This is a genomic window from Roseicyclus salinarum (assembly GCF_029624655.1).
GTDB classification, from domain to species: Bacteria; Pseudomonadota; Alphaproteobacteria; order Rhodobacterales; family Rhodobacteraceae; genus Roseibacterium; species Roseibacterium salinarum.
Genome location: NZ_JARRSA010000014.1, coordinates 48,782 through 69,149, shown reverse-complemented (window position 1 = coordinate 69,149; position 20,368 = coordinate 48,782). Strand labels below are relative to the sequence as shown.

Below are 20,368 nucleotides of genomic sequence, written 5' to 3'. Positions count from 1 at the left end.
CCGCCAGACTGCCCGGGGGCTCACTGAACTGTTGCGCGCAGGGCGTGATCGGGAGTAGTCGATCGCACCACACATGCGAGGACGAGGACAATGACGGCAAAGGTGTTCATCGACGGCGAGGTCGGCACGACGGGTCTCCAGATCCGCGGGCGTCTCGAAGGCCGCGAGGACATCACGCTCATCTCGCTGCCCGAGCAGAGCCGCAAGTCGCGCCTCGCGCGGATCGGCGCGTTCGGCGAGGCCGACATCGCCATCCTGTGCCTGCCCGACGCCGCCGTGCACGAGATCGCCCCCGATCTGCGGCACATGCCCGTGCGCGTCATCGACGCCTCCACCGCGCACCGGACGGACCCGGACTGGGCCTTCGGCTTCGCCGAGATGGCGCCGGGCCAGCGCGCGCGCATCGCGGAGGCCAAGTGCGTCTCGAACCCGGGATGCTATTCGACCGGCGCCATCGCCCTGATCCGCCCCCTGGTCGACGCCGGCCTGATCGCGCCGGACCACCCGCTCACCATCAACGCGGTGTCGGGCTACAGCGGCGGCGGCAAGTCGATGATCGCCGAGTTCGAAAGCGGCGCCGTCTCGGGGGGCTTCGTCTACGCCACCGGCCAGACGCACAAGCACCTGCCCGAAATCGTGACCCATGCGCGGCTGGCACGGCGTCCGATCTTCGTGCCCCAGGTCGGTCAGTTCGCGCAGGGCATGATCGTGCAGGTGCCGCTGCACCTCGCCCCCGGCGGCCCCGCGGCGGCCCTCGCCGCGCTCGGAGCGCATTACGAGGGCGCGCGCTTCGTCGAGGTGGTCGAGCGCGCCGACCTCGGCGAGCGGATCGACCCGCAGCGCCTGAACGGCACGAACCGGATGCAGCTGACCGTCGACGGCGACGCGGCCACCGGCGCCACGGTCCTGATCGCGGTTCTCGACAATCTCGGCAAGGGCGCGTCGGGCGCCGCCGTCCAGAACCTCGACATCATGCTTGGCCTCGACGAGGGCGCGGGCCTCTAGCCGCGCCTGCGCCCGCAGCTTCATCTTTCCAGAAATACGCGGGGGTCCGGGGGCAAAGCCCCCGGCCGGTTGCCGTGCGCAGCACGGCGAAACCCCTCCGGCTAGGCGCCGAGCCGTTGCAGCAGCATTCGCGCGGCCGCCTGTTCCGCCAGCCGCTTCACCCGCGCCTCCGCGCGCGCGGTCTCGCCGCTGGCCATCCGCGCCTCCACGGTGAAGACCGGCGCGTGGTCGGGACCGGTCCGGCCGACCTCGACATAGGCGGGCGGGGTCTGGCCGCGGGCCTGCGCCCATTCCTGAAGAGCCGTCTTGGCGTCGCGCGCATCCGCCTCCACGCGCTCCACGCGCGCGCCCCAGAGGTTCAGCACCATCTGCCGCGCCGCCTCCAGCCCGCCGTCGAGGTAGACGGCGGCGATCACCGCCTCCATCGCGTCGCCCAGCAGCGCCTGCTTGCGGCGCCCGCCCGTCGCCATCTCGGACTTCCCAAGGCGCAGCACCGCCCCCAGGTCCACCGTGCGCGCGACGTCGGCGCAGGTCTCCTTGCGGACCAGCGCATTGAAGCGCGGCGCAAGCTGCCCCTCGCGCGCCGCCGCGTCCTGCGACAGGAGCGTCTCGGCCATCACGAGGCCGAGGACCCTGTCGCCGAGAAATTCCAGCCTCTGGTTGTCGGGCCGCGTCGGCGAGGACAGCGAGGAATGCGTCAGCGCGCGTCGCAGGAGGTCGATATCCGAGAACCGGTAGCCAAGCCGGTCGCAGAACGCGTCGAGCTCCCTCGCGACCGCCACGCCGTCACTCGATGGCTTCGAAGAACCGGTCGGCGCGCCAGGTCCAGAAGTAGACCATGCGCTGCCCGGCGGACGAGAAGATCACGCGGTCCGCGCGGCCCAGAAGGTTCTCCATGGGCACGAAGCCGACACCGCCGATCGACTGCGGAAAGCGCGAGTCGACCGAGTTGTCGCGGTTGTCGCCCATGACGAAGAAGGTGCCTTCGGGCACGACGTATTCGGGCGTGTTGTCGCCGCGGCTGCCGTCGTCGATGTTCAGGATCGAATGCGTCACGCCGCCGGGAAGCGTCTCGATCGCGCGCTCCTTGATGCAGTCGGCGCCTTCACCGACCGGCGCATTCGAGCAGCGCGGCAGGTGCCCCACCGGACCCTGGCGCTCGTAGGCCTCGACGAAGGGCTCCTGCGGCGTCACCTGCGCGGCCACCCCGTTGAGGTACAGCACGCCCTCCCGCACCTGCACCCGGTCGCCGGGCAGGCCGATCACGCGCTTGATGAAGTCCTGACCGTTCACCGGGTGGCGGAACACGACCACGTCGCCGCGCTCGGGCTCCGAACCGAAGATGCGGCCCGAGAAGGGGCACATCGAGAAGGGGCAGGAATGCTGCGAGTAGCCGTAGGCCATCTTGTTGACGAACAGGAAATCCCCGATCAGGAGCGTGTCCTTCATCGAGCCCGACGGAATCCAGAACGGCTGGAAGAAGAGGGTGCGGAAGACGCCCGCGATCAAGAGCGCGTAGACCACGGTCTTGACCGTTTCCCACACGCCGTCCTTCTTGGCCTTCGCTGCCATCGCGGTCCCGCCTTCGTTGCCTGCCCTTGCGTGCCGGTCCCGGCGCGCGCCCGGGGTTCATGGGCCGGGGCGTTCCATGTGTCAAGCGACGCTCAGGTCAGCCGGCGGGACGGGGCCCCTCCGGCATCGGGGCGCTCCGCGGCCTCCTCGTCGGGCGAGGCCTCGATCACGACGAAGGCCTGCGCCCAGGGGTGGTCGTCGGTCAGGCTGACGTGGATCGTGGCCGTGAAGCCCTCGGGCGTCATCTCGGCCAACCGTTCGCGGGCCCAGCCGGTCACCTCCATGACGGGCTGGCCGGTCGGCAGGTTCGTCACCGCCATGTCCTTCCAGGCGATTCCCATCCGCAGGCCCGTGCCCAGCGCCTTTGAGCACGCCTCCTTCGCGGCCCAGCGCTTCGCGTAGGTCGCGGCAGGGTCCTTCATGCGCTCGGCGCGCCTGCGCTCGGTGTCGGTGAAGACGCGCGCGCGGAAGCGGTCTCCGAAACGGTCGAGCGCGCTCCGGATCCGCTCGATGTTGGCGAGGTCCGTCCCGATTCCGAGAATCATCGTGGCCGCGCCCCGCCTGCCGCGCCGCCGCCCGCGGTCCCGGTCACGGCGCGGGGGGCGCGCATACGGGTGGTGGCAGGCGGAAGGGCCGCTGAGGTCGCTTCGCGGGGGGCGGCGTCGGGATTGCGCAAGAAAGCCTCCGGGTCTGGCGGCGGGCAGCCGTTCGCCCCCGCCATGCTCCATTTGACGAGCGATCGCAACGCCGTGCCAGCGGACGAGATGCCTCAGGTCCGCGCGGCGTCCATGGCGCGGCGCATCGTGCCGATGGCCTCGGGCAGCCCCACGAACAGCGCCTCGCCCATAAGGAAATGCCCGATGTTGAGCTCGGCCACCTCCGGCAGCGCGGCGATCGGGCCGACCGTGTCGTAGGTCAGGCCGTGCCCCATGTGCACCTCGAGGCCGAGATCGGCGGCGCGGCGCGCGCCGTCGATCAGGCGCTCGAGCTCGCGGGCGCGCCCCTCGAGATCGCCCTCGGCGTGAAGGTCGCAATAGGCGCCGGTATGCAGTTCGATCACCGGCGCTCCGACGCGGTGCGCGGCGCCGATCTGCGCGGGATCGGCGGCGATGAACAGGGACACGCGGATACCGGCATCGCGAAGCGGGGCGACGAACTGCGCGAGGCGCGCCTCGTCCCCCGCCACGTCGAGGCCGCCCTCGGTCGTGCGTTCCTCGCGCCGCTCGGGCACGATGCAGGCCGCGTGCGGCATCCGGCCCAGCGCGATCCCCTGCATCTCGTCGGTCGCCGCCATCTCGAAGTTCAGCGGGATCGAGATCGCGGCCATGATCGCCTCGACGTCGGCGTCGCGGATGTGGCGGCGGTCCTCGCGCAGGTGCGCGGTGATGCCGTCGGCGCCCGCGGCTTCGGCCACCTGCGCGGCGCGGACGGGATCGGGCAATGTGCCGCCCCGCGCGTTCCGCAGCGTCGCCACATGGTCGATGTTCACCCCGAGCCTGAGCCTGTCAGCCATTGCCGTCTCCGATGCCGTCCGTGTTCAGTCTGCCGCGCCCGCCTGCCGGCGCAGCTTGTCCATCTTCTTGCGAAGCCTGGCCGCGCGCCGTTTCTGGTAGGCGCGGATCACCGGGACGCTGAGGGCGTAGCACACCATCCCGCACAGGATGCCGGGCACGATGCCGCCCACCAGCCACGGCAGGAACACGTCCCGGTGGAAGATGGCAAGCTCGTGCCAGTCCGCCCTCTCGGGCGTGAAGACCGCGAGAAGGTTGTGCCACAGGTCGCCCGCGGCGCCCGAGAACTTCATGAAGACCGATTCGTCCACCTCGCCGCGCGGCGAGGTCCCCATGATGAAATGCCCCGTCTGCAACGAGATGACGGCGATCGGGACGTAGGTCAGCGGGTTGCCGATGAAGGTCGCCAGCAGCGCTGCGAGGATCGAGCCGCGCATGATCTTCGCCAGCAGCGCGGCCGCGAAGAAGTGCAGGCCGAACAGCGGCGAGAACACCACGAAAGCGCCCGCGAAAATGCCGCGCGCGATCTGTTCGGGCGTGCCGGGAAGCCGGCGCAGGCGGTACTGGACATACTGGAAGGCGCGCGCCCACCCCCCCCGAGGCCAGAGGGCCTGGGCGACGATCTGCAACCAAGGTCGTTGGTCCCTTCGCTTGAAGACCACCGCCAGCCCTTCCAACTTGGCGCTCCCCGCCGGCAAGGGTTTCCCCATGGCTCATGCGACGCGGCTGCCGTCACTCCGGTCCCGTCAGGGGCGCCGGTCCAGGTTGCGGAACCGCTGCACGGCGGCGACGTCGCTGTCGGCTTCGACAGCCATCACCACGGCATGAAGATGTTCCGCATCGCGCACGTCCACGTCGATCAGAAGCCTGTAGAAATCCGGCTTCCGGTCCATGAAGTGCAGGTCCGAGATATTGGCGTTCTGCTCGCCGATCAATGTGCAGATTCGACCCAACACGCCCTTTTCGTTCGACATGGTGACGTCGATCGTCACGTTGTGGACCGGCGCGTGGCGCCCCTCGGTCCAATGCAGGTCGATCCAGCGCTCGGGCGTGGCGTCGTAGGCGGCGAGCGCCTCGCAGTCGATCGCGTGCACGATAGGCCCCTTGCCGGGGTAGGTGATGCCGACGATCCGCTCGCCGGGGACCGCCTGGCAGCATTGCGCGCGCCGCGTCACCGCGCCGGGCGGCAGGCCGATCACCGCGCGGCGGGAATCGACCTCGCCATGGTCGCGGCCCTGGGCAAGCTCGGGATAGAGCGCGGCGACCACCGCCCGCGCGGACAGTTCCGCCGAGCCGATCCGCGCGAGGACTTCCTCGCCGTTCTCGAGGTTGAGCATCTTGGCCGCCGTCGCCAGCGCCTTGTCGGTCGCCTTCTTGCCGAGATGCTCGAAGGCCACCCGCGCAAGCTCCCGGCCGAGCCTGATGTAGCGCTCGCGGTCGACCTCGCGCAGGTTGCGCCGGATCGCGGCCTTGGCGCGGCCGGTCACGGCGATGTCCAGCCATGTCGCCTGAGGCGTCTGCCCCTCGGCGGTCAGGATCTCGACCGACTGGCCGTTCTTGAGCCGTGTCCAGAGCGGCACGCGTAACCCGTCCAGCCGCGCGCCGACGCAGGAATGGCCGATACGGGTATGGATCGAATAGGCGAAGTCGATGGGCGTCGCACCCTTGGGCAGCTTCACCACGTCACCCTTCGGCGTGAAGCAGAACACCTGGTCGGAATACATCTCGAGCTTCACATGCTCGAGGAACTCGTCGTGATCCTCGGCATTCTCGAAGCGTTCCGTAAGGCTTTCCAGCCACTTGGCCGGATCGACGGCAAAGGGGTTCTGGGTGCGCACGCCGTCGCGGTAGGCCCAGTGCGCGGCGACGCCGGCCTCGGCGACCTCGTGCATCTGGCGCGTGCGGATCTGAACCTCCACCTGCTTGCCGTCGCGGCCCGAGACCGTCGTGTGAATCGAGCGGTAGCCGTTCGATTTCGGCTGGCTGATGTAGTCCTTGAAACGGCCTGGCACGGCGCGCCAGCGCTGGTGGATCGCGCCGAGGACGCGGTAGCAGTCGTCCTCGCTCTCGGTGATGACGCGGAAGCCGTAGATGTCCGAAAGCCTCGAGAACGAAAGCTGCTTCTCCTGCATCTTGCGCCAGATCGAGAACGGCTTCTTGGCCCGGCCGAAGACGTCGGCCTTCACGCCGTGCTTCTCCAGCACGGTCTCGATATCCTCGGTGATCTTCGGGATGACGTCGCCCGTCTCGCGCTGCAGCGTGATGAAACGGCGGATGATCGAGGCGCGGGCATCGGGGTTCAGGACGCGGAAGGACAGGTCCTCCAGCTCCTCGCGCATCCACTGCATCCCCATCCGCCCGGCCAGCGGCGCGTAGATGTCCATCGTTTCGTGCGCCTTCTTCGCCTGCTTCTCGGGCGGCATGTGGCGGATGGTGCGCATGTTGTGGAGACGGTCGGCAAGCTTGACGAGGATCACCCGGAGATCCTTGGACATCGCCATGAACAGCTTGCGGAAGTTTTCGGCCTGCTTGGTCTCGCGGCTGGAAAGCTCGAGGTTGGTAAGCTTGGTCACGCCGTCCACCAGCTCGGCGACGTCGCGGCCGAACTCGTCCGATATCTCGGTGTAGGTGCCCTTGGTGTCCTCGATCGTGTCGTGCAGAAGCGCGGTCATGATCGTGGCGTCGTCCAGCCGCTGCTCGGTCAGGATGGCGGCGACGGCTACGGGATGCGTGAAGTAGGGCTCGCCAGAATGACGCTTCTGCCCGTCGTGCATCCGGCGGGCATAGTCGTAGGCGCCGCGGATCAGCGCCTCGTTCGTCTTGGGGTTGTAGTTCCTGACCAGGCTCAGCAGGTCGTCGGCGTCTATCATGTCTCGGGCATCCGGAGGGGGGCGACCCCCTGTGTCGGCCGGGCGCCCGGCCGGGTCATTTCTGGGGCTGGGCTTCCATCATGGCACGCAGAAGCTGCTCGTCGTCCATCGTGTCCGCAACCGGACGATCGCGGTCGCGCTCGACCCCCTGAAGGAGGGCCATCGCGTCCTCTTCGGGTTCATCCACCTCGATCTGGGTCTGGTGGCTTTCGATCAGGCGCTCGCGGAGGTCCTCGGCGCCCTGAGTCTCATCCGCGATCTCGCGCAGCGCGACGACGGGGTTCTTGTCGTTGTCGCGGTCGACTGTCAGCGGCGACCCGGACGTGATCTCGCGTGCGCGGTGCGCAGCAAGCATCACCAGCTCGAATCGGTTCGGCACCTTGTCGACGCAGTCTTCAACGGTCACGCGGGCCATGACAGTCCTCCGGAACGGGATCGGGTATATCGAGACCGCAGCACATAAGGGTTCACGCCCGCGAAGACAAGGCCGTTCCGCCCGCATTCCAAGGCCGCGAGACGCCGGCGCGCGGGTCAGCCGGCAGGGTCCAGCGGCTCCACGCCCTCCAGCGCGGACGCGGGCAGCGCGGCGAGAATCGCCGAGACGCTGTCGCCCGTGACCGGATGGCGCCAGTCGGGGGCGACGTCGGCCAGCGGCGCGAGGACGAAGGCGCGTTCGGCAAGGCGCGGATGCGGCAGGATCAGGCGGTCGGGCGTCATCGCCGCGGCCGCGTCGCCCGACAGGCCGGACCAGCGTTCGAATTCCACACGATCGGGCAACACCTTGTCGCCGAGAGCGAGAAGATCGAGGTCCATGATCCGGGCCTCCCAGCGCAGGGACCGCTGCCGCCCGAACGCCGCCTCGATCCCGTGCAGGATGGCCAGCAGGTCCTCCGCCGCGCCGCCCCAGTCAAGCGCCGCGGCCGCGTTCACAAAGGGCGGACCGGCCCCGGGCGGGAAGGCGGGCGTCCGCCAGAGCCTGCTCCGGCGGAGCGCGGTCCGCGTCCGATCCTCCAGAAGATCCATCGCCCTCGACACCGCGGCGGCCGGCATCAGCCCCCCCGCGGGCAGGTTCGAGCCCAGCGCTACCAGCGCCAGAGAGGTGGGTTTTTCGCCTGCAGGGTATTTGTAACCTTGCACCTTTTCCCCAAACATTTAACCTTGACACAAATTCGCCGTTTTCTGCCTTGGCTCACTCCCTAGGTTTTTTTTCGCGGCGACGCCATATTGGTCATGGGATTGACGGATGTTTTACCGGGACGAAAGGCTGGCGCTGTTCATTGACGGCTCCAACCTCTACGCGGCGGCGAAGGCGCTGGCTTTCGACATCGACTACAAGCTCCTGCGCCAGGAATTCATGCAGCGTGGCAAGCTGCTTCGGGCCTTCTACTACACCGCGCTTCTGGAAAACGACGATTACTCGCCCATCCGTCCCCTCGTGGACTGGCTTCATTACAATGGCTTTTCCATGGTCACCAAGCCGGCGAAGGAGTTCACCGACTCCAGTGGCCGCCGCAAGGTGAAGGGAAACATGGACATCGAACTGACCGTCGATGCCATGGAGATGGCCCAATACGTCGATCACATCGTCCTGTTCTCGGGCGACGGCGATTTCCGGCCGCTGGTCGAGGCGTTGCAGCGCAGGGGCGTGCGCGTCTCGGTCGTGTCCACAATCCGGTCGCAGCCGCCGATGATCGCCGACGACCTGCGCCGCCAGGCCGACAACTTCATCGAGCTCGACGACCTCAGGGACGTGATCGGCCGCCCCCCGCGCGAACCCCGGACGGAGCGCGTTCGCGACGACGCCTCGGTCGAGGACTGACGCGGCCCCCGGCGCGGACGTCACAGCCGCCGGAACACCGAGACCTGAAACTTCTGCTCCCTGCCCATCGGGGTGACGTGGACGTGCCGTTCGGACGCCACGGGCAGAAAGGGCAACCTGTCGGCGATCTCGAGGGACAAGGCCTCGGGGGAATAGCGCGCGACCGGCAGCCCCGAGCACGTCTCGGGCCCATCCTCGGCGAAGGTGGCGAGGATCGCGTGCCCGCCCGTCTCGAGAGCCTGCTTCATCCTCGACAGGTAGTCCGCGCGCGCGCCCGGATCGGTGAGGAAGTGGAACACCGCCCTGTCATGCCAGAGCGCGTAGGCCCTGTCGGGCTGCCAGCGGGTGACGTCGGCCTCGATCCAGCGGACGCGGTCCGCGGCCTCGGCGAGCCGCTTGCGGGAGATGGCGAGGGCCTCGCCCGACACGTCGAGCACGGTCGCGCGGCCGTAGCCCCGCGCCAGAAGGCCGTCGACAAGGCGCGAGGCGCCGCCGCCGACGTCGATGACCTCCTGCTCGGGCGCGGCGAACCGCGTGACCAGCCGAAGCGACACTTCGGGCGTCGCCTCGAACCACGTCAGGGCCTGCTCGTCACGGACGGCGTAGACGGCGTCCCAATGCGGCTTGCCGCCTGTCACCCCCCGCCCTCCATGGCCGCGCGCGCGTTCACCTGATTGTGGATGTCGATGACCTCCTCGGGCCATGTCGACTTGATGTAGCTCAGGACCGCCACGATCTCGTCCTCGCTCAGGCGGTCGCCGAATCCCATCATGTCGCTTTCGTAGTCGCCGCCCACCATTGCCGCCGTGCCTTGCGCGGTGATTGCGATCAGTAGGGCGTCGGGATGGTGCCAGGTGTGCCCGGTCTCGTCATGGGGCGGGGCCGGCAGACGGCCGTTGCCCATCCGCACCTGCCAGTCCGCCTGCCCCTCGAGGTCGGCGCCATGGCAGTCGGCGCATTCCGCGGCGTAGATCCCGGCGCCGAGGGTCACGGTCTGCTCGTCCTGCCAGCGCAGGATCTGCCCCGGCAGCCGGTCCTGCGCTTCCGCCTGCCAGACCCAGACGCCAAGTCCGCCCGCGGCCAGCACCGCGGCACCGGCGATGATCTTCTTGCTTCTCGTCATCAAGTGTTCCCAGCTCTGTTTCCCGCATCCACATCGCACCTTCCCCCTGCTGGAACGCAAGAGGCGGACTGGACGCATCGTCGCGAAGGCCTTACGTCTCGTGTCACGCCGAACGGACACTTCAGCACCCGAGCGCCGCCCATGACCAAGCCGCCCCTGACCATCCATCTGGCCGCACCGCGCGGATTCTGCGCCGGCGTGGACCGCGCGATCAAGATCGTGGAGATGGCGCTCGAGAAATGGGGCGCTCCGGTCTACGTGCGTCACGAGATCGTGCACAACAAGTTCGTGGTCGACGATCTGAGGGCCAAGGGCGCCGTCTTCGTCGAGGAGCTGGACGAATGCCCGGTGGACCGTCCGGTCATCTTCTCGGCGCACGGTGTGCCGAGGGCCGTCCCGGCCGAAGCCGCGCGGCGCGAGATGGTCTATGTGGACGCCACCTGCCCGCTGGTGTCCAAGGTCCATATCGAGGCCGCCCGGCATCACGAGAACGGCCTGCAGTTGATAATGATCGGCCACGCGGGCCATCCCGAGACCATCGGCACGATGGGTCAGCTGCCCGAGGGCGAGGTCCTGCTGGTCGAAACCGTCGAGGACGTCGCGACGGTCGAGGTGCGCGACCCCGACAGGCTTGCCTTCGTGACCCAGACGACCCTCAGCGTGGACGACACCGCCGATGTCGTCGCCGCACTGAAGGCGCGTTTCCCCACGATCGTTGGCCCCCACAAGGAAGACATCTGCTACGCGACCACGAACCGGCAGGAAGCGGTCAAGGCGATGGCGCCCAAGGCCGACGCGATGCTGGTGGTCGGCGCGCCGAACTCGTCCAATTCGCGGCGGCTCGTGGAAGTGGGCGCGCGCGCCGGATGCGCCTATGCCCAGCTAGTGCAACGCGCCTCCGACATCGACTGGCGCGCGCTTCAGGGCATCGCCTCTCTCGGGATCACGGCGGGCGCGAGCGCGCCGGAGCTTCTGGTGAACGAGGTGATCGACGCCTTCCGCGACCGCTACGACGTGACCGTGGAACTTGTCGAGACCGCGAAGGAAAACGTGGAGTTCAAGGTCCCGCGCGTCCTGCGCGTGCCCGCCTGACCCCCGGGCGGCCCGGGCGCCTCGTCGCGCCGGGGGACCGCAGGACGCCGCATCACGCGCCAGACGGGACCGATCGCCTTTCCGCGGGCCGTGCCCGCCGCCTGCCGGAGACCGCGAGCATGCCAAGCCTTCAATTCCTGCTGACGGCCTTCGTCGTGGTGATCGCGCCGGGGACTGGCGTGGTCTACACGCTCGCCATCGGCCTTGGGCGCGGGCGCAGGGCGTCGGTCTGGGCCGCGCTGGGATGCACCCTGGGGATCGTCCCGCATCTTCTGGCCGCCACGCTGGGCCTCGCGGCCGTCCTTCACGCGTCGGCCGTCGCGTTCAACGTCGTGAAATTCGCCGGCGTGGCCTACCTTCTCTGGCTCGCCTGGAGCGCGCTGCAGGGCGGCGGCGCGATGCGGGTGGAGCCAAGGCGCGAGGACGAGGCGGGCTGGGTCACGGCGCGGCGCGGCGCGCTGATCAACATCCTGAACCCCAAGCTTTCGATCTTTTTCCTGTCGCTCCTGACGCCGTTCCTGTCGGGCGAGCCCGCCACCGTGACGCGCGAGACGCTGTTGCTGGGCGGCGTCTTCATGGCGATGACCTTCGCCGTCTTCGTCCTCTACGGTCTTTTCGCCGCCACGGCGCGCGACTGGCTTCTGGCCAGCGACCGGGCCATGCGCTGGCTGAACCGGGGATTCGCCGCGGCCTTCGCGGCGCTGGCCGGGCGGCTCGCGCTGGAACGCGCCTGAGGGGGCCTTGCCGCCCCGCGCGCGCCGGGGCAGACAGGGGCCATGACACGCATTCCCGCAGCCCCGCTTCTGCTTGGCCTTGCCGGCCTGATCCCGTTCCTGTGGGGCGCGGCGACGTCCCTTTCGCCGTCGCTTGCGGCCGCGGCGTCGGGCCTCCTGCCCGGCAGGTTCATCGGCGGCGTCGTCCTGCAGATCTACGGCATGATCATCCTGTCGTTCATGGCCGGCGTGATCTGGGGCTACGGCACCCGCGCCGAGGCAGGCCGCGCGGGCCTGTTCTACGCGCTGTCGGTGCTGCCGCCGATCTGGGCCTTCTTCGCCGCCAGCGGCGCGACGGGCCCCTCCCTCGCCGCGCTGATCGCGGGGTTCGTGGCGCTGCTGTCGATCGATCTGACCGCCGTGCGCGCGGGCCTTGCCCCGGCGTGGTGGATGTCGCTTCGCCTGCTGCTGACGGCGGTGGTGGCGATCTGCCTGGCGCTGGGCTTCGTGGGGGCGTGATGGGGGCCAGGTTTCATGCGGCAAGGACACGCGGCGCCCGTCCCGGCCGGGACGCAAGGCGCGCAGGCGGCGTCGATGCCCTCATCGCGACGGCGTGCCGTCATGCCTGAGCTCTTCGCATTCACGGACGGGGCCTGTTCGGGCAATCCTGGCCCCGGCGGCTGGGGCGCCCTGCTTCAGGCAAAGGACGGCGACACCGTCCTGAAGGAGCGCGAGCTGAAGGGCGGTGAGGCCGCGACCACCAACAACCGGATGGAGCTTCTGGCAGCCATCGGGGCGCTCGAGGCGCTGGAACGACCGTCGCGCATCACCGTCGTCACCGACAGCGCCTATGTGAAGGGCGGTATCACCGCGTGGCTTCACAGCTGGAAACGCAACGGCTGGAAGACGATGGCGAAGAAACCCGTCAAGAACGAGGACCTGTGGCGCAGGCTCGACGAGGCGGCGGCGCGCCATGACGTGACGTGGGAGTGGGTCAAGGGCCATGCCGGCCACCCCGAGAACGAGCGCGCCGACGCGCTCGCCCGCGAGGGGATGAAACCGTTCAAATGACAGCCTCCCTCGCCCTCGACTACGCGGCGGCATTCGTCTTCGCCCTGACCGGCGCGCTGGCCGCGTCGCGCGCGCAGCTCGACATCATCGGCTTCTTCTTCCTCGCGGGGCTGACCGCGGTTGGCGGGGGCACCCTGCGCGACCTGTTCCTCGGGCGCGAAACTGTCTTCTGGGTCGCGGACCCAACGCCGCTCGCCATCGCCTGCACCGCGGCATTGATCGTGTTCTTCACCGCGCATCTGCTTGAAAGCCGGCTGAAGGTTCTTGTCTGGCTGGACGCGGTGGCCCTCGCAATCGCCGTCGCGGCGGGGGTGAGCGTGGCGGCCGAGCTTGGCCAGTTGGCCCCCATCGTGCTGGTCATGGGCGTCGTCACGGGCACCTTCGGTGGGCTGATGCGCGACGTCGTGGCCAACGAGGTGCCGCTGGTCCTGAAGCAGGGCGAGCTTTACGTCACCGCGGCGCTTGCGGGGGCGGGGGCCGCGGTCGCCGCACCGCTCCTGAGCGGGGCGGACGTGGCGCCTGTCCTCGCCTGCATCGCCGTGACCTTCGCGCTGCGGGCGGGATCGCTCGCCTTCGGATGGCGCCTGCCGGTCTACCGGGCGCGGCCGCCGCGCAGCTGACGCCTCAGTCGAAGGTCCCCGTGACCCGGCCGAGCAGCATGAAGGCGCGCGCGGTCCGCGTGTCGGCGAGGCGCGCGATCTCCTCGTCCGAGGCGTGCTTCTCGAACTCCATGAAGGTCCGGTCGAAGTGGCGCAGGAAATGGTGCGCCGCGTCGCGGAACACCGGGTCCTTCTTCATCCGCCCCGCCGCCAGCACCAGCGAGGACCGGTCGTAGACCCCGCCAAGGGCCGCCACCGCGCGGCCGCGCTCGCCCAGCGCGAACCGCCGCCAGACCTCTGGCCGGGCGCGGTCGGGGCTGAGGTCGTCCATGTAGATCCCGTCCTGCGACAGAAGCGTAAGGACATCCTGGCTGGCGCGCACCAGCCGCTCCGTCGAGGGATCCTCGAGCGCGCGGCGCAGGGTGCGGAAGCCGTCCTTGTCGTGCTCGTTCTCGGGGAAGTTCATTGCCTTGATGAAGTCGGCGACCGAGATCGGCTCGCGCTGTTCGGGCGCTGCGAAGGCGAGCGTGGCCTGCGGCACCTCTGGATCGGGCGCGGTGACCACGACCGCCGCGCGCGTCTCGGGCGGGGCGAGCGCCCGCAGCGAGGTGAAGGTCGCGGGCTGCCCGTCCTCCTCGGTCGCGACCTGGGCCGCCACGAGGTCCTCGAGCCTGCGCATAAGGTCTGGCTTGAGGTCCAGCGTCGCGGTCTGCTGCTGCTCGACGAAGGCCACGCGCATCGCGTCCACCGACGCCTGAAGCCGCGCCGCCTCCTGCCGGAGCGCGCGCGCGGTCCGCGCGGCCACGGCGGCAACCCAGATCAGGGCCACGGGCAGGAGGACCGCCAGCACGGCGAGGATCGCGCGCGCGAACCCGCCCGTGCCGCCGCCGTCCTCCCCGAAGCCGAAGGCGATCACGGTCACGAGCCAGACCACGGTCAGCGCCGCGGCCACGATCTCGATCGTGGTCACGCGAGGCTCGGGCGCCGTCCGCGCGTAAAGGCCAAGCTCGAGCGGCGAGGGCTTGCGGTCTTCGGGCATCGGCGGCGGGGCCTTCCGTCCTTGAGGCGCGGCAGAGCGGGCTCAGACGTAGGAGATGCTGACGATCTCGTAGTCCTTCGCGCCGCCGGGCGTGCGCACCTCGACGCTATCGCCCTCCTCCTTGCCGATCAAGGCGCGGGCCAGCGGCGAGTTGATGTTCAGCCTGCCAGCCTCGATGTTGGCCTCGGCCTCGCCGACGATCTGGAACGTCTTCTCGGCGTCGTCTTCGTCCACCAGCACGACCGTCGCGCCGAACTTGATCGGGCCCGACAGCGTCTTGGGATCGATGACGTGCGCGAGGCCGATCATGCCCTCGAGCTCCTTGATGCGGCCCTCGATGAAGGACTGCTTCTCCTTGGCGGAATGATACTCGGCGTTCTCGGACAGGTCGCCATGCTCGCGCGCCTCCGAGATCGCCCGGATGATGGCCGGCCGCTCGACGGACTTGAGCGTCTTCAACTCCTCGTTCAGGGCCTTGTGGCCCGCGGGGGTCATCGGGATCTTTTCCATGTCAGCCTGTCGTAAAAAAGGACACGACCGCGCGAGCGCGGCCTTGAGACGCAGACGGTAAGCACGAAATCGGGCCGGTTCAACCGGCTTTGGGCAGCCTTGCGAAAAAGGTGGCGGACCGGGCCTCGTCCGCCTGTCCCGGCAGCACGGCGGCCGGCGTCGCGCCCATGCGGGTCGGGGCCTCGGGTTCGCCGTCCACGCCACAGGCGGAAAGCACGGCAACCGTGGCCAGCGCCGTGATCCCGCGTGCGAGCCGTGCCGCGCCTGATGCGTCCGTCGTCATGCCAGCTTCTCCTTCCAGCGGGCGATCTGGGCCCGCACCTGTTCGGGCGCCGTGCCTCCGTAGGAGGTGCGCGACGCGACCGAGTTCCGCACGCCGAGCACGTCGAAGACACCCCCGGTGATCCGCGGCTCGACCGACGCCATGTCCTCGAGCGTGAGGTCCGGCAGGTCGCAGCCGCGCTTTTCGGCCATGGCGACCAACGTTCCGGTCACATGATGCGCGTCGCGGAACGGCATGTCCAGTTCGCGCACCAGCCAGTCGGCGAGGTCGGTCGCGGTGGAAAAGCCCGACGCGGCCGCCGCCTCGAGGGCGGGCACGTTGGCCTGCATGTCACGGATCATCCCCTCCATCGCGGCCAGCGCGAGCATGAGGTTGTCGGCGGCGTCGAAGACCTGTTCCTTGTCCTCCTGCATGTCCTTCGAATAGGCGAGCGGCAGGCCCTTCATCACCGTCATCAGCGCCACGTTCGCCCCGAAGATGCGCCCGATCTTGGCACGGATCAGCTCGGCCGCGTCGGGGTTCTTCTTCTGCGGCATGATCGAGGAGCCGGTGGAAAACCGGTCCGACAGCGCCACGAAACGGAACTGCGCCGAGGTCCAGATCACCAGCTCTTCCGCGATCCGCGACAGGTGCATCGCGCAGATCGAGGCGGCGGCGAGGAACTCCAGCGCGAAGTCTCGGTCCGAAACGGCATCGAGCGAATTGGCGCAAGGCCGGTCGAACCCGAGCGCCTGCGCCGTCATCTCCCGGTCGATGGGAAAGGACGTGCCCGCCAGCGCAGCGGCGCCCAGCGGGCTTTCGTTCATCCGAGCCCGCGCGTCGCGGAAGCGCGCGGCGTCGCGCCCGAACATCTCGACATAGGCCATCATGTGGTGGCCCCACGTCACAGGCTGCGCCGTCTGGAGATGCGTGAAGCCCGGCATGACCCAGTCGGCCCCGGCCTCGGCCTGCGAAAGAAGCGCGCGCTGAAGCGCCTCCAGACCGGTCACGGCCGCATCGGTCTGCCCGCGCACCCAGAGGCGGAAGTCCGTCGCGACCTGATCGTTGCGCGAGCGCGCGGTGTGCAGCCGTCCGGCAGGCTCACCCACGATCTCCTTCAGGCGTGCCTCGACGTTCATGTGGATGTCTTCCAGCGCCGAGGAATAGACGAAGCGTTCCTCCTCGATCTCTGACAACACCGTGAGAAGCCCTTCCCGGATGGCCTCGGCATCGTTATTCGTGAGGATGCCCGTGGCCGCCAGCATGGCGGCATGGGCGCGGGAGCCCTCGATATCCTGGCGCGCCATGCGGCGGTCGAACCCGATCGAGGCGTTGATCGCCTCCATGATCGCGTCCGGTCCGGCGGCGAAGCGCCCGCCCCACATCGTGTTGGAACCCGTTTCGGTCATGTCGCGCTGCCTTTCGGAGGAAAATCGATGGTCCGCATGGTGTTGGCGTCCGTCCTCTACCTCGCGCTCGCAACCGGTGCAAATGCGCAGGATCTCGACGGCCTTCTGACCGGCGAGATGCGCGGTCTCGTGATCCACGCGGAACCCCGCCCCGCCTCGGACCTGCCGTTTCTGCGGGTGGACGGGGACGAAGGCTCACTTGCCGATTATCGCGGGCGGATGGTGCTGCTGAACTTCTGGGCCACATGGTGCGCGCCCTGCCGCGAGGAAATGCCGTCGCTTCAGAACCTGCAGGCGCGGCTGGGCGGCGAGGATTTCTCGGTCGTCACGCTCGCCACGGGGTTCAACCAGCCCCAGGCGATCCAGCGCTTCTTCGAGGAGACGGGCGTCAGCGACCTTCAGCAATACCGCGACATCAACCAGCAGATCGCGCGCGAGATGGGGGTCTTCGGCCTTCCGATCACCGTCATCCTCGACCCTGAGGGACGGGAAATCGCGCGCCTTCGCGGCGACGCGCACTGGGACAGCCCCGAGGCCGTGGCGGTGATCGAGGCCCTGCTCGCGGGGTCCTGAGGCGCCTCAGGCCATCGCCGCGACCTCGGCGTGGCGCGGACAGGCGACGAGATGGTCGTTGACCACGCCGGTGGCCTCCATCCACGCGTAGACGATCGTCGGCCCGCAGAAGCGGAAGCCGGCGGCGCGAAGGTCCTTCGACATCCGCGTTGACAGGGCCGTGGACGGCGGCACCTCGGCGAGTGAGGCCCAGCGGTTCTGCAACGGCGCGCCATCGACGTAGCGCCAGACGAAGGCGGCGAAGCCCTCGCGCTCCTCGATCTTCAGGAAGGCCTGGGCGTTGCCGATCGCCGCCTCGATCTTGCCGCGGTGACGCACGATGCCGCTGTCGCCCAGAAGCCGTGCGACGTCGGCCTCGTCCCAGCGCGCGATCCGTTCGGGGTCGAAGCCTTCGAAGGCCGCGCGGAACGCCTCGCGCTTGCGCAGGATGGTGATCCACGACAGCCCGGCCTGGAACCCGTCCAGAACCAGCTTTTCCCACAGCGCGCGGCCGTCGCGCTCGGGCACGCCCCATTCGGTGTCGTGATAGGCGACATAGAGCGGGTCGGTCCCGCACCAGCCGCAGCGCTCCTCCCAGTTCCGGTCCATGCTGCCCGCCCTTTCGACAATTGGAGCAAAAAGCGTATTTTCACAGATCCTTAAAGGCTTCGCCGCCATGAAGTCCACCGATCGCGGCGGAGCGGAGGATGGTGCGTTGGACGCAACACGGCATGACGGGCATGACGGGCATGACGGGCAGGACAAGGCAGGACACCCCGAACCCGGACTGGGAAGCCCTCTCGAGGTCGCCGTGGCCGAGCGTGATCGCGGCACCCTCGCCATGGTCGAGCGGGCGCTCGCGCGGGGCGACGCGGTGCTGGCCTACCAGCCCGTCGTCCGCGCCGACGGGACGGGCGTCGCCTTCTACGAGGGTCTGATCCGTATCTTCGACGAAACGGGCCGGATCATTCCCGCGGGCGACTTCATGGCCGCGGTCGAGGAGCGGGACGTCGGCCGCCGGATCGACTGCGCCTCGCTTCTCGCGGGGCTTCGTGCTCTGCGCGACGATCCGGGCCTTCGCCTGTCGATCAACATGTCCGCGCGCTCGGTGGGCTATCCGAAATGGATGGACATCCTGCACCGCTTCGTGCGCCGCCACCCCGAGGCGATCGAACGGCTGATCCTCGAGATCACGGAAACCTCCGTCATGCAGATGCCCGAGATCGTGCAGGTCTTCATGCGGGACCTTCAGGACAAGGGCGTGACCTTCGCGCTGGACGATTTCGGCGCTGGCTACACGGCGTTCCGCCACCTCAAGCAGTTCTGCTTCGACATCCTGAAAATCGACGGCCAGTTCTCGCGCGCCGTGCACGAGGACGCCGACAACCAGGTCCTGACCGAGGCGCTGATCTCGCTCGCCCGGCACTTCGACATGCTGGTGGTCTCGGAGGCTGTCGAAACCCGCGGCGAGGCCGAATGGCTCACCCGCGCCGGCGTCGACTGCATGCAGGGCTACTACTTCGCGGCGCCGTCGCTTTCGCAGCCGCGCGTCGCCGAGGGCGACGGCGAAAGGAAGATGCGCCAGGCCTGATCACGGCCCCGCCCCGGCACGGCGTCCCGGACCCGGCAAGGGCGCCACGGGTCGCGAGCCTCCGCGCATGAGACACCCTGTCCATTGTGTCGCACCGCCTGCCCCGCGTATCACCGGGGCGAGTGCCAGCCAGCCCATTCGCCCATTGCGGGCGTGCCCCAGACGGGGCACGGATGGCAGGCAGGGATCGACAGAAGGGAAAGGGACCCAATGACCAACGTCGTCATCGCCAGCGCAGCACGCACGCCCGTCGGAAGCTTCCTCGGCTCCTTCGCGAACACGCCGGCGCACGAGCTCGGACGCATCGTCATCGAAGCCTTGGTGGAACGCGCGGGCGTGGACAAGGCCGACGTCTCGGAGACGATTCTCGGGCAGGTCCTGACCGCCGCGCAGGGCCAGAACCCGGCGCGTCAGGCGCACATCAATGCAGGCCTCCCGCAGGAAAGCGCGGCCTGGAGCATCAACCAGGTCTGCGGCTCGGGCCTGCGCGCCGTGGCGCTTGGCGCGCAGCACATCATGCTGGGCGACGCCTCGATCGTCGTCGCCGGCGGGCAGGAGAACATGTCCATGAGCCCCCACGCCGCCAACCTGCGGCAGGGCCACAAGATGGGCGACCTGAAATACATCGACACGATGATCCGCGACGGACTGTGGGACGCCTTCAACGGCTACCACATGGGCCAGACGGCCGAGAACGTCGCCGAGAAGTGGCAGATCAGCCGCGAGCAGCAGGACGAGTTCGCCGTCGCCTCGCAGAACAAGGCCGAGGCCGCGCAGAAGGAAGGCCGCTTCGCCGACGAGATCACCCCGGTCACCATCAAGACCCGCAAGGGCGACACCGTCGTCGATTCGGACGAGTACATCCGCCACGGCGCGACGATCGAGGCGATGCAGAAGCTTCGGCCCGCCTTCACCAAGGACGGCTCGGTCACCGCCGCCAACGCCAGCGGCCTGAACGACGGCGCGGCAGGCACGCTGCTGATGTCGGCGGACGAGGCCGAGAAGCGCGGCATCGAACCGCTCGCGCGCATCGCGTCCTACGCGACGGCGGGCCTCGATCCGTCGATCATGGGCGTCGGACCCATCCACGCGTCGCGCAAGGCGCTGGCGAAAGCCGGCTGGAAGGTCGAGGACCTTGACCTCGTCGAGGCGAACGAGGCCTTCGCGGCACAGGCCTGCGCCGTCAACAAGGACATGGGCTGGGATCCGGCGATCGTGAACGTGAACGGCGGGGCGATCGCCATCGGCCACCCGATCGGCGCCTCCGGGGCGCGCGTGCTCAACACGCTGCTGTTCGAGATGCAGCGCCGCGGCGCGAAGCGGGGCCTCGCCACGCTGTGCATCGGCGGCGGCATGGGCGTCGCGCTCTGCGTCGAGCGTCCCTGAGACGGCGCTTGCGGTGGGCCGTCCGGCCCGCCGCACACCCGGTGCTGCAGCGCGCGCCCGGCACACCCCGCGGATGACGTGCGGCGTGCACCGCGCATCGGCGGACAGGGCGCCACTCGGGTTCCTCGCAACGAAAGCGGCACGCGCGCCTCGCTTGACGCTCAAGGGGAAAGCTGATCTTCCTCGGGAAATAAAATTGCGCTTGGCGCGCTGAAAACGAAACAGACAGACAAGACTGACATCA

The 20,368-nt window shown here is 69.0% G+C and carries 25 protein-coding genes; 10 read left to right on the top strand and 15 right to left on the bottom strand.

Annotation, left to right across the window (positions count from 1 at the left end; genetic code table 11):
* Window positions 1-90 precede the first annotated feature (90 nt).
* A complete protein-coding gene (gene argC / locus P6F26_RS11350) occupies window positions 91-1,005 on the top strand; it encodes an N-acetyl-gamma-glutamyl-phosphate reductase (protein ID WP_278028802.1) in 915 nt (304 codons plus the stop codon).
* A gap of 101 nt (window positions 1,006-1,106) precedes the next feature.
* On the opposite strand, the gene rnc is transcribed toward argC, so the two are convergent.
* From rnc to folK, 8 genes are all read right to left on the bottom strand, one after another.
* Window positions 1,107-1,787, bottom strand: a complete 681-nt coding sequence (rnc, locus tag P6F26_RS11345; protein ID WP_278028801.1) for a ribonuclease III — start codon at window positions 1,785-1,787, stop codon at window positions 1,107-1,109.
* A gap of 4 nt (window positions 1,788-1,791) precedes the next feature.
* On the bottom strand, window positions 1,792-2,577 hold the full coding sequence (gene lepB, locus P6F26_RS11340) for a signal peptidase I (protein WP_278028800.1): 786 nt from the start codon (window positions 2,575-2,577) through the stop codon (window positions 1,792-1,794).
* 92 nt (window positions 2,578-2,669) lie between these two features.
* Entirely contained in the window at window positions 2,670-3,122 is a 453-nt protein-coding gene (gene acpS / locus P6F26_RS11335; RefSeq protein WP_278028799.1) for a holo-ACP synthase, read from the bottom strand.
* Window positions 3,123-3,346: 224 nt separating this feature from the next.
* Complete coding sequence (locus tag P6F26_RS11330; RefSeq protein WP_278028798.1) at window positions 3,347-4,090, bottom strand: pyridoxine 5'-phosphate synthase; 744 nt, start codon at window positions 4,088-4,090, stop codon at window positions 3,347-3,349.
* A 24-nt stretch (window positions 4,091-4,114) separates the two neighbouring features.
* Entirely contained in the window at window positions 4,115-4,717 is a 603-nt protein-coding gene (locus P6F26_RS11325; RefSeq protein WP_430736741.1) for a DUF2062 domain-containing protein, read from the bottom strand.
* Window positions 4,718-4,834: 117 nt separating this feature from the next.
* The gene (locus tag P6F26_RS11320; protein ID WP_278028797.1) at window positions 4,835-6,958 is read right to left on the bottom strand and encodes a RelA/SpoT family protein; all 2,124 of its coding nucleotides are present in this window, start codon (window positions 6,956-6,958) and stop codon (window positions 4,835-4,837) included.
* A 55-nt stretch (window positions 6,959-7,013) separates the two neighbouring features.
* A complete protein-coding gene (gene rpoZ / locus P6F26_RS11315) occupies window positions 7,014-7,373 on the bottom strand; it encodes a DNA-directed RNA polymerase subunit omega (protein WP_278028796.1) in 360 nt (119 codons plus the stop codon).
* 116 nt (window positions 7,374-7,489) lie between these two features.
* Window positions 7,490-8,095, bottom strand: a complete 606-nt coding sequence (gene folK / locus P6F26_RS11310) for a 2-amino-4-hydroxy-6-hydroxymethyldihydropteridine diphosphokinase (RefSeq protein WP_278028795.1) — start codon at window positions 8,093-8,095, stop codon at window positions 7,490-7,492.
* Window positions 8,096-8,201: 106 nt separating this feature from the next.
* Between folK and P6F26_RS11305 the strand changes: the two genes are divergently transcribed.
* Window positions 8,202-8,777 (top strand): LabA-like NYN domain-containing protein, encoded by a 576-nt coding sequence (locus tag P6F26_RS11305; RefSeq protein WP_278028794.1) that lies wholly within the window; start codon window positions 8,202-8,204, stop codon window positions 8,775-8,777.
* A 20-nt stretch (window positions 8,778-8,797) separates the two neighbouring features.
* Here P6F26_RS11305 and P6F26_RS11300 read toward each other — a convergent pair whose 3' ends face one another.
* Together P6F26_RS11300 and P6F26_RS11295 are read right to left on the bottom strand one after the other, a co-directional pair.
* Window positions 8,798-9,415 carry a class I SAM-dependent methyltransferase gene (locus P6F26_RS11300; RefSeq protein WP_278028793.1) on the bottom strand — a complete coding sequence of 206 codons (618 nt, stop codon included), beginning with the start codon at window positions 9,413-9,415 and terminating at the stop codon, window positions 8,798-8,800.
* Complete coding sequence (locus P6F26_RS11295) at window positions 9,412-9,900, bottom strand: c-type cytochrome (RefSeq protein ID WP_278028792.1); 489 nt, start codon at window positions 9,898-9,900, stop codon at window positions 9,412-9,414. Before P6F26_RS11295 ends, P6F26_RS11300 begins: the two co-directional genes overlap by 4 nt.
* Window positions 9,901-10,041: 141 nt before the next feature.
* On the opposite strand from P6F26_RS11295, the gene ispH reads away from it, so the two are divergent.
* The 5 genes from ispH to P6F26_RS11270 all read left to right on the top strand — a co-directional run bounded on the left by ispH (window position 10,042) and on the right by P6F26_RS11270 (window position 13,396).
* Window positions 10,042-10,992, top strand: a complete 951-nt coding sequence (gene ispH, locus P6F26_RS11290; protein ID WP_278028791.1) for a 4-hydroxy-3-methylbut-2-enyl diphosphate reductase — start codon at window positions 10,042-10,044, stop codon at window positions 10,990-10,992.
* A 119-nt stretch (window positions 10,993-11,111) separates the two neighbouring features.
* Window positions 11,112-11,726 carry a LysE family translocator gene (locus P6F26_RS11285; protein WP_278028790.1) on the top strand — a complete coding sequence of 205 codons (615 nt, stop codon included), beginning with the start codon at window positions 11,112-11,114 and terminating at the stop codon, window positions 11,724-11,726.
* Between the two features lie 42 nt (window positions 11,727-11,768).
* Window positions 11,769-12,224, top strand: a complete 456-nt coding sequence (locus P6F26_RS11280; RefSeq protein WP_278028789.1) for a DUF3429 domain-containing protein — start codon at window positions 11,769-11,771, stop codon at window positions 12,222-12,224.
* A gap of 102 nt (window positions 12,225-12,326) precedes the next feature.
* On the top strand, window positions 12,327-12,776 hold the full coding sequence (gene rnhA / locus P6F26_RS11275) for a ribonuclease HI (protein WP_278028788.1): 450 nt from the start codon (window positions 12,327-12,329) through the stop codon (window positions 12,774-12,776).
* A complete protein-coding gene (locus P6F26_RS11270) occupies window positions 12,773-13,396 on the top strand; it encodes a trimeric intracellular cation channel family protein (RefSeq protein WP_278028787.1) in 624 nt (207 codons plus the stop codon). Before rnhA ends, P6F26_RS11270 begins: the two co-directional genes overlap by 4 nt.
* Window positions 13,397-13,400: 4 nt before the next feature.
* Here P6F26_RS11270 and P6F26_RS11265 read toward each other — a convergent pair whose 3' ends face one another.
* The 4 genes from P6F26_RS11265 to argH form a co-directional block, all read right to left on the bottom strand.
* Window positions 13,401-14,414 carry a hypothetical protein gene (locus P6F26_RS11265; protein ID WP_278028786.1) on the bottom strand — a complete coding sequence of 338 codons (1,014 nt, stop codon included), beginning with the start codon at window positions 14,412-14,414 and terminating at the stop codon, window positions 13,401-13,403.
* A 42-nt stretch (window positions 14,415-14,456) separates the two neighbouring features.
* Window positions 14,457-14,924 (bottom strand): transcription elongation factor GreA, encoded by a 468-nt coding sequence (greA, locus tag P6F26_RS11260; RefSeq protein WP_278028785.1) that lies wholly within the window; start codon window positions 14,922-14,924, stop codon window positions 14,457-14,459.
* A gap of 79 nt (window positions 14,925-15,003) precedes the next feature.
* Window positions 15,004-15,207, bottom strand: a complete 204-nt coding sequence (locus tag P6F26_RS11255) for a hypothetical protein (RefSeq protein ID WP_278028784.1) — start codon at window positions 15,205-15,207, stop codon at window positions 15,004-15,006.
* On the bottom strand, window positions 15,204-16,595 hold the full coding sequence (argH, locus tag P6F26_RS11250; RefSeq protein WP_278028783.1) for an argininosuccinate lyase: 1,392 nt from the start codon (window positions 16,593-16,595) through the stop codon (window positions 15,204-15,206). Before argH ends, P6F26_RS11255 begins: the two co-directional genes overlap by 4 nt.
* A gap of 27 nt (window positions 16,596-16,622) precedes the next feature.
* On the opposite strand from argH, the gene P6F26_RS11245 reads away from it, so the two are divergent.
* Entirely contained in the window at window positions 16,623-17,168 is a 546-nt protein-coding gene (locus P6F26_RS11245) for a TlpA family protein disulfide reductase (protein WP_278028782.1), read from the top strand.
* A gap of 6 nt (window positions 17,169-17,174) precedes the next feature.
* Here P6F26_RS11245 and P6F26_RS11240 read toward each other — a convergent pair whose 3' ends face one another.
* Window positions 17,175-17,756 carry a DNA-3-methyladenine glycosylase I gene (locus tag P6F26_RS11240; protein WP_278028781.1) on the bottom strand — a complete coding sequence of 194 codons (582 nt, stop codon included), beginning with the start codon at window positions 17,754-17,756 and terminating at the stop codon, window positions 17,175-17,177.
* A 178-nt stretch (window positions 17,757-17,934) separates the two neighbouring features.
* Between P6F26_RS11240 and P6F26_RS11235 the strand changes: the two genes are divergently transcribed.
* Complete coding sequence (locus P6F26_RS11235) at window positions 17,935-18,738, top strand: EAL domain-containing protein (RefSeq protein ID WP_278028835.1); 804 nt, start codon at window positions 17,935-17,937, stop codon at window positions 18,736-18,738.
* A 210-nt stretch (window positions 18,739-18,948) separates the two neighbouring features.
* Window positions 18,949-20,124 carry an acetyl-CoA C-acetyltransferase gene (locus P6F26_RS11230; RefSeq protein WP_278028780.1) on the top strand — a complete coding sequence of 392 codons (1,176 nt, stop codon included), beginning with the start codon at window positions 18,949-18,951 and terminating at the stop codon, window positions 20,122-20,124.
* The last annotated feature ends 244 nt before the right edge of the window (window positions 20,125-20,368 follow it).

Excerpts from the sequence above, each read along its gene's own strand:
- argC (WP_278028802.1), top strand. The coding sequence starts at position 91 with ATGACGGCAAAGGTGTTCATCGACGGCGAGGTCGGCACGACGGGTCTC.
- lepB (WP_278028800.1), bottom strand. The coding sequence starts at position 2,577 with ATGGCAGCGAAGGCCAAGAAGGACGGCGTGTGGGAAACGGTCAAGACC.
- acpS (WP_278028799.1), bottom strand. The coding sequence starts at position 3,122 with ATGATTCTCGGAATCGGGACGGACCTCGCCAACATCGAGCGGATCCGG.
- P6F26_RS11330 (WP_278028798.1), bottom strand. The coding sequence starts at position 4,090 with ATGGCTGACAGGCTCAGGCTCGGGGTGAACATCGACCATGTGGCGACG.
- P6F26_RS11320 (WP_278028797.1), bottom strand. The coding sequence starts at position 6,958 with ATGATAGACGCCGACGACCTGCTGAGCCTGGTCAGGAACTACAACCCC.
- rpoZ (WP_278028796.1), bottom strand. The coding sequence starts at position 7,373 with ATGGCCCGCGTGACCGTTGAAGACTGCGTCGACAAGGTGCCGAACCGA.
- P6F26_RS11305 (WP_278028794.1), top strand. The coding sequence starts at position 8,202 with ATGTTTTACCGGGACGAAAGGCTGGCGCTGTTCATTGACGGCTCCAAC.
- P6F26_RS11295 (WP_278028792.1), bottom strand. The coding sequence starts at position 9,900 with ATGACGAGAAGCAAGAAGATCATCGCCGGTGCCGCGGTGCTGGCCGCG.
- ispH (WP_278028791.1), top strand. The coding sequence starts at position 10,042 with ATGACCAAGCCGCCCCTGACCATCCATCTGGCCGCACCGCGCGGATTC.
- P6F26_RS11285 (WP_278028790.1), top strand. The coding sequence starts at position 11,112 with ATGCCAAGCCTTCAATTCCTGCTGACGGCCTTCGTCGTGGTGATCGCG.
- P6F26_RS11280 (WP_278028789.1), top strand. The coding sequence starts at position 11,769 with ATGACACGCATTCCCGCAGCCCCGCTTCTGCTTGGCCTTGCCGGCCTG.
- rnhA (WP_278028788.1), top strand. The coding sequence starts at position 12,327 with ATGCCTGAGCTCTTCGCATTCACGGACGGGGCCTGTTCGGGCAATCCT.
- P6F26_RS11270 (WP_278028787.1), top strand. The coding sequence starts at position 12,773 with ATGACAGCCTCCCTCGCCCTCGACTACGCGGCGGCATTCGTCTTCGCC.
- P6F26_RS11265 (WP_278028786.1), bottom strand. The coding sequence starts at position 14,414 with ATGCCCGAAGACCGCAAGCCCTCGCCGCTCGAGCTTGGCCTTTACGCG.
- greA (WP_278028785.1), bottom strand. The coding sequence starts at position 14,924 with ATGGAAAAGATCCCGATGACCCCCGCGGGCCACAAGGCCCTGAACGAG.
- P6F26_RS11255 (WP_278028784.1), bottom strand. The coding sequence starts at position 15,207 with ATGACGACGGACGCATCAGGCGCGGCACGGCTCGCACGCGGGATCACG.
- argH (WP_278028783.1), bottom strand. The coding sequence starts at position 16,595 with ATGACCGAAACGGGTTCCAACACGATGTGGGGCGGGCGCTTCGCCGCC.
- P6F26_RS11245 (WP_278028782.1), top strand. The coding sequence starts at position 16,623 with ATGGTCCGCATGGTGTTGGCGTCCGTCCTCTACCTCGCGCTCGCAACC.
- P6F26_RS11240 (WP_278028781.1), bottom strand. The coding sequence starts at position 17,756 with ATGGACCGGAACTGGGAGGAGCGCTGCGGCTGGTGCGGGACCGACCCG.
- P6F26_RS11230 (WP_278028780.1), top strand. The coding sequence starts at position 18,949 with ATGACCAACGTCGTCATCGCCAGCGCAGCACGCACGCCCGTCGGAAGC.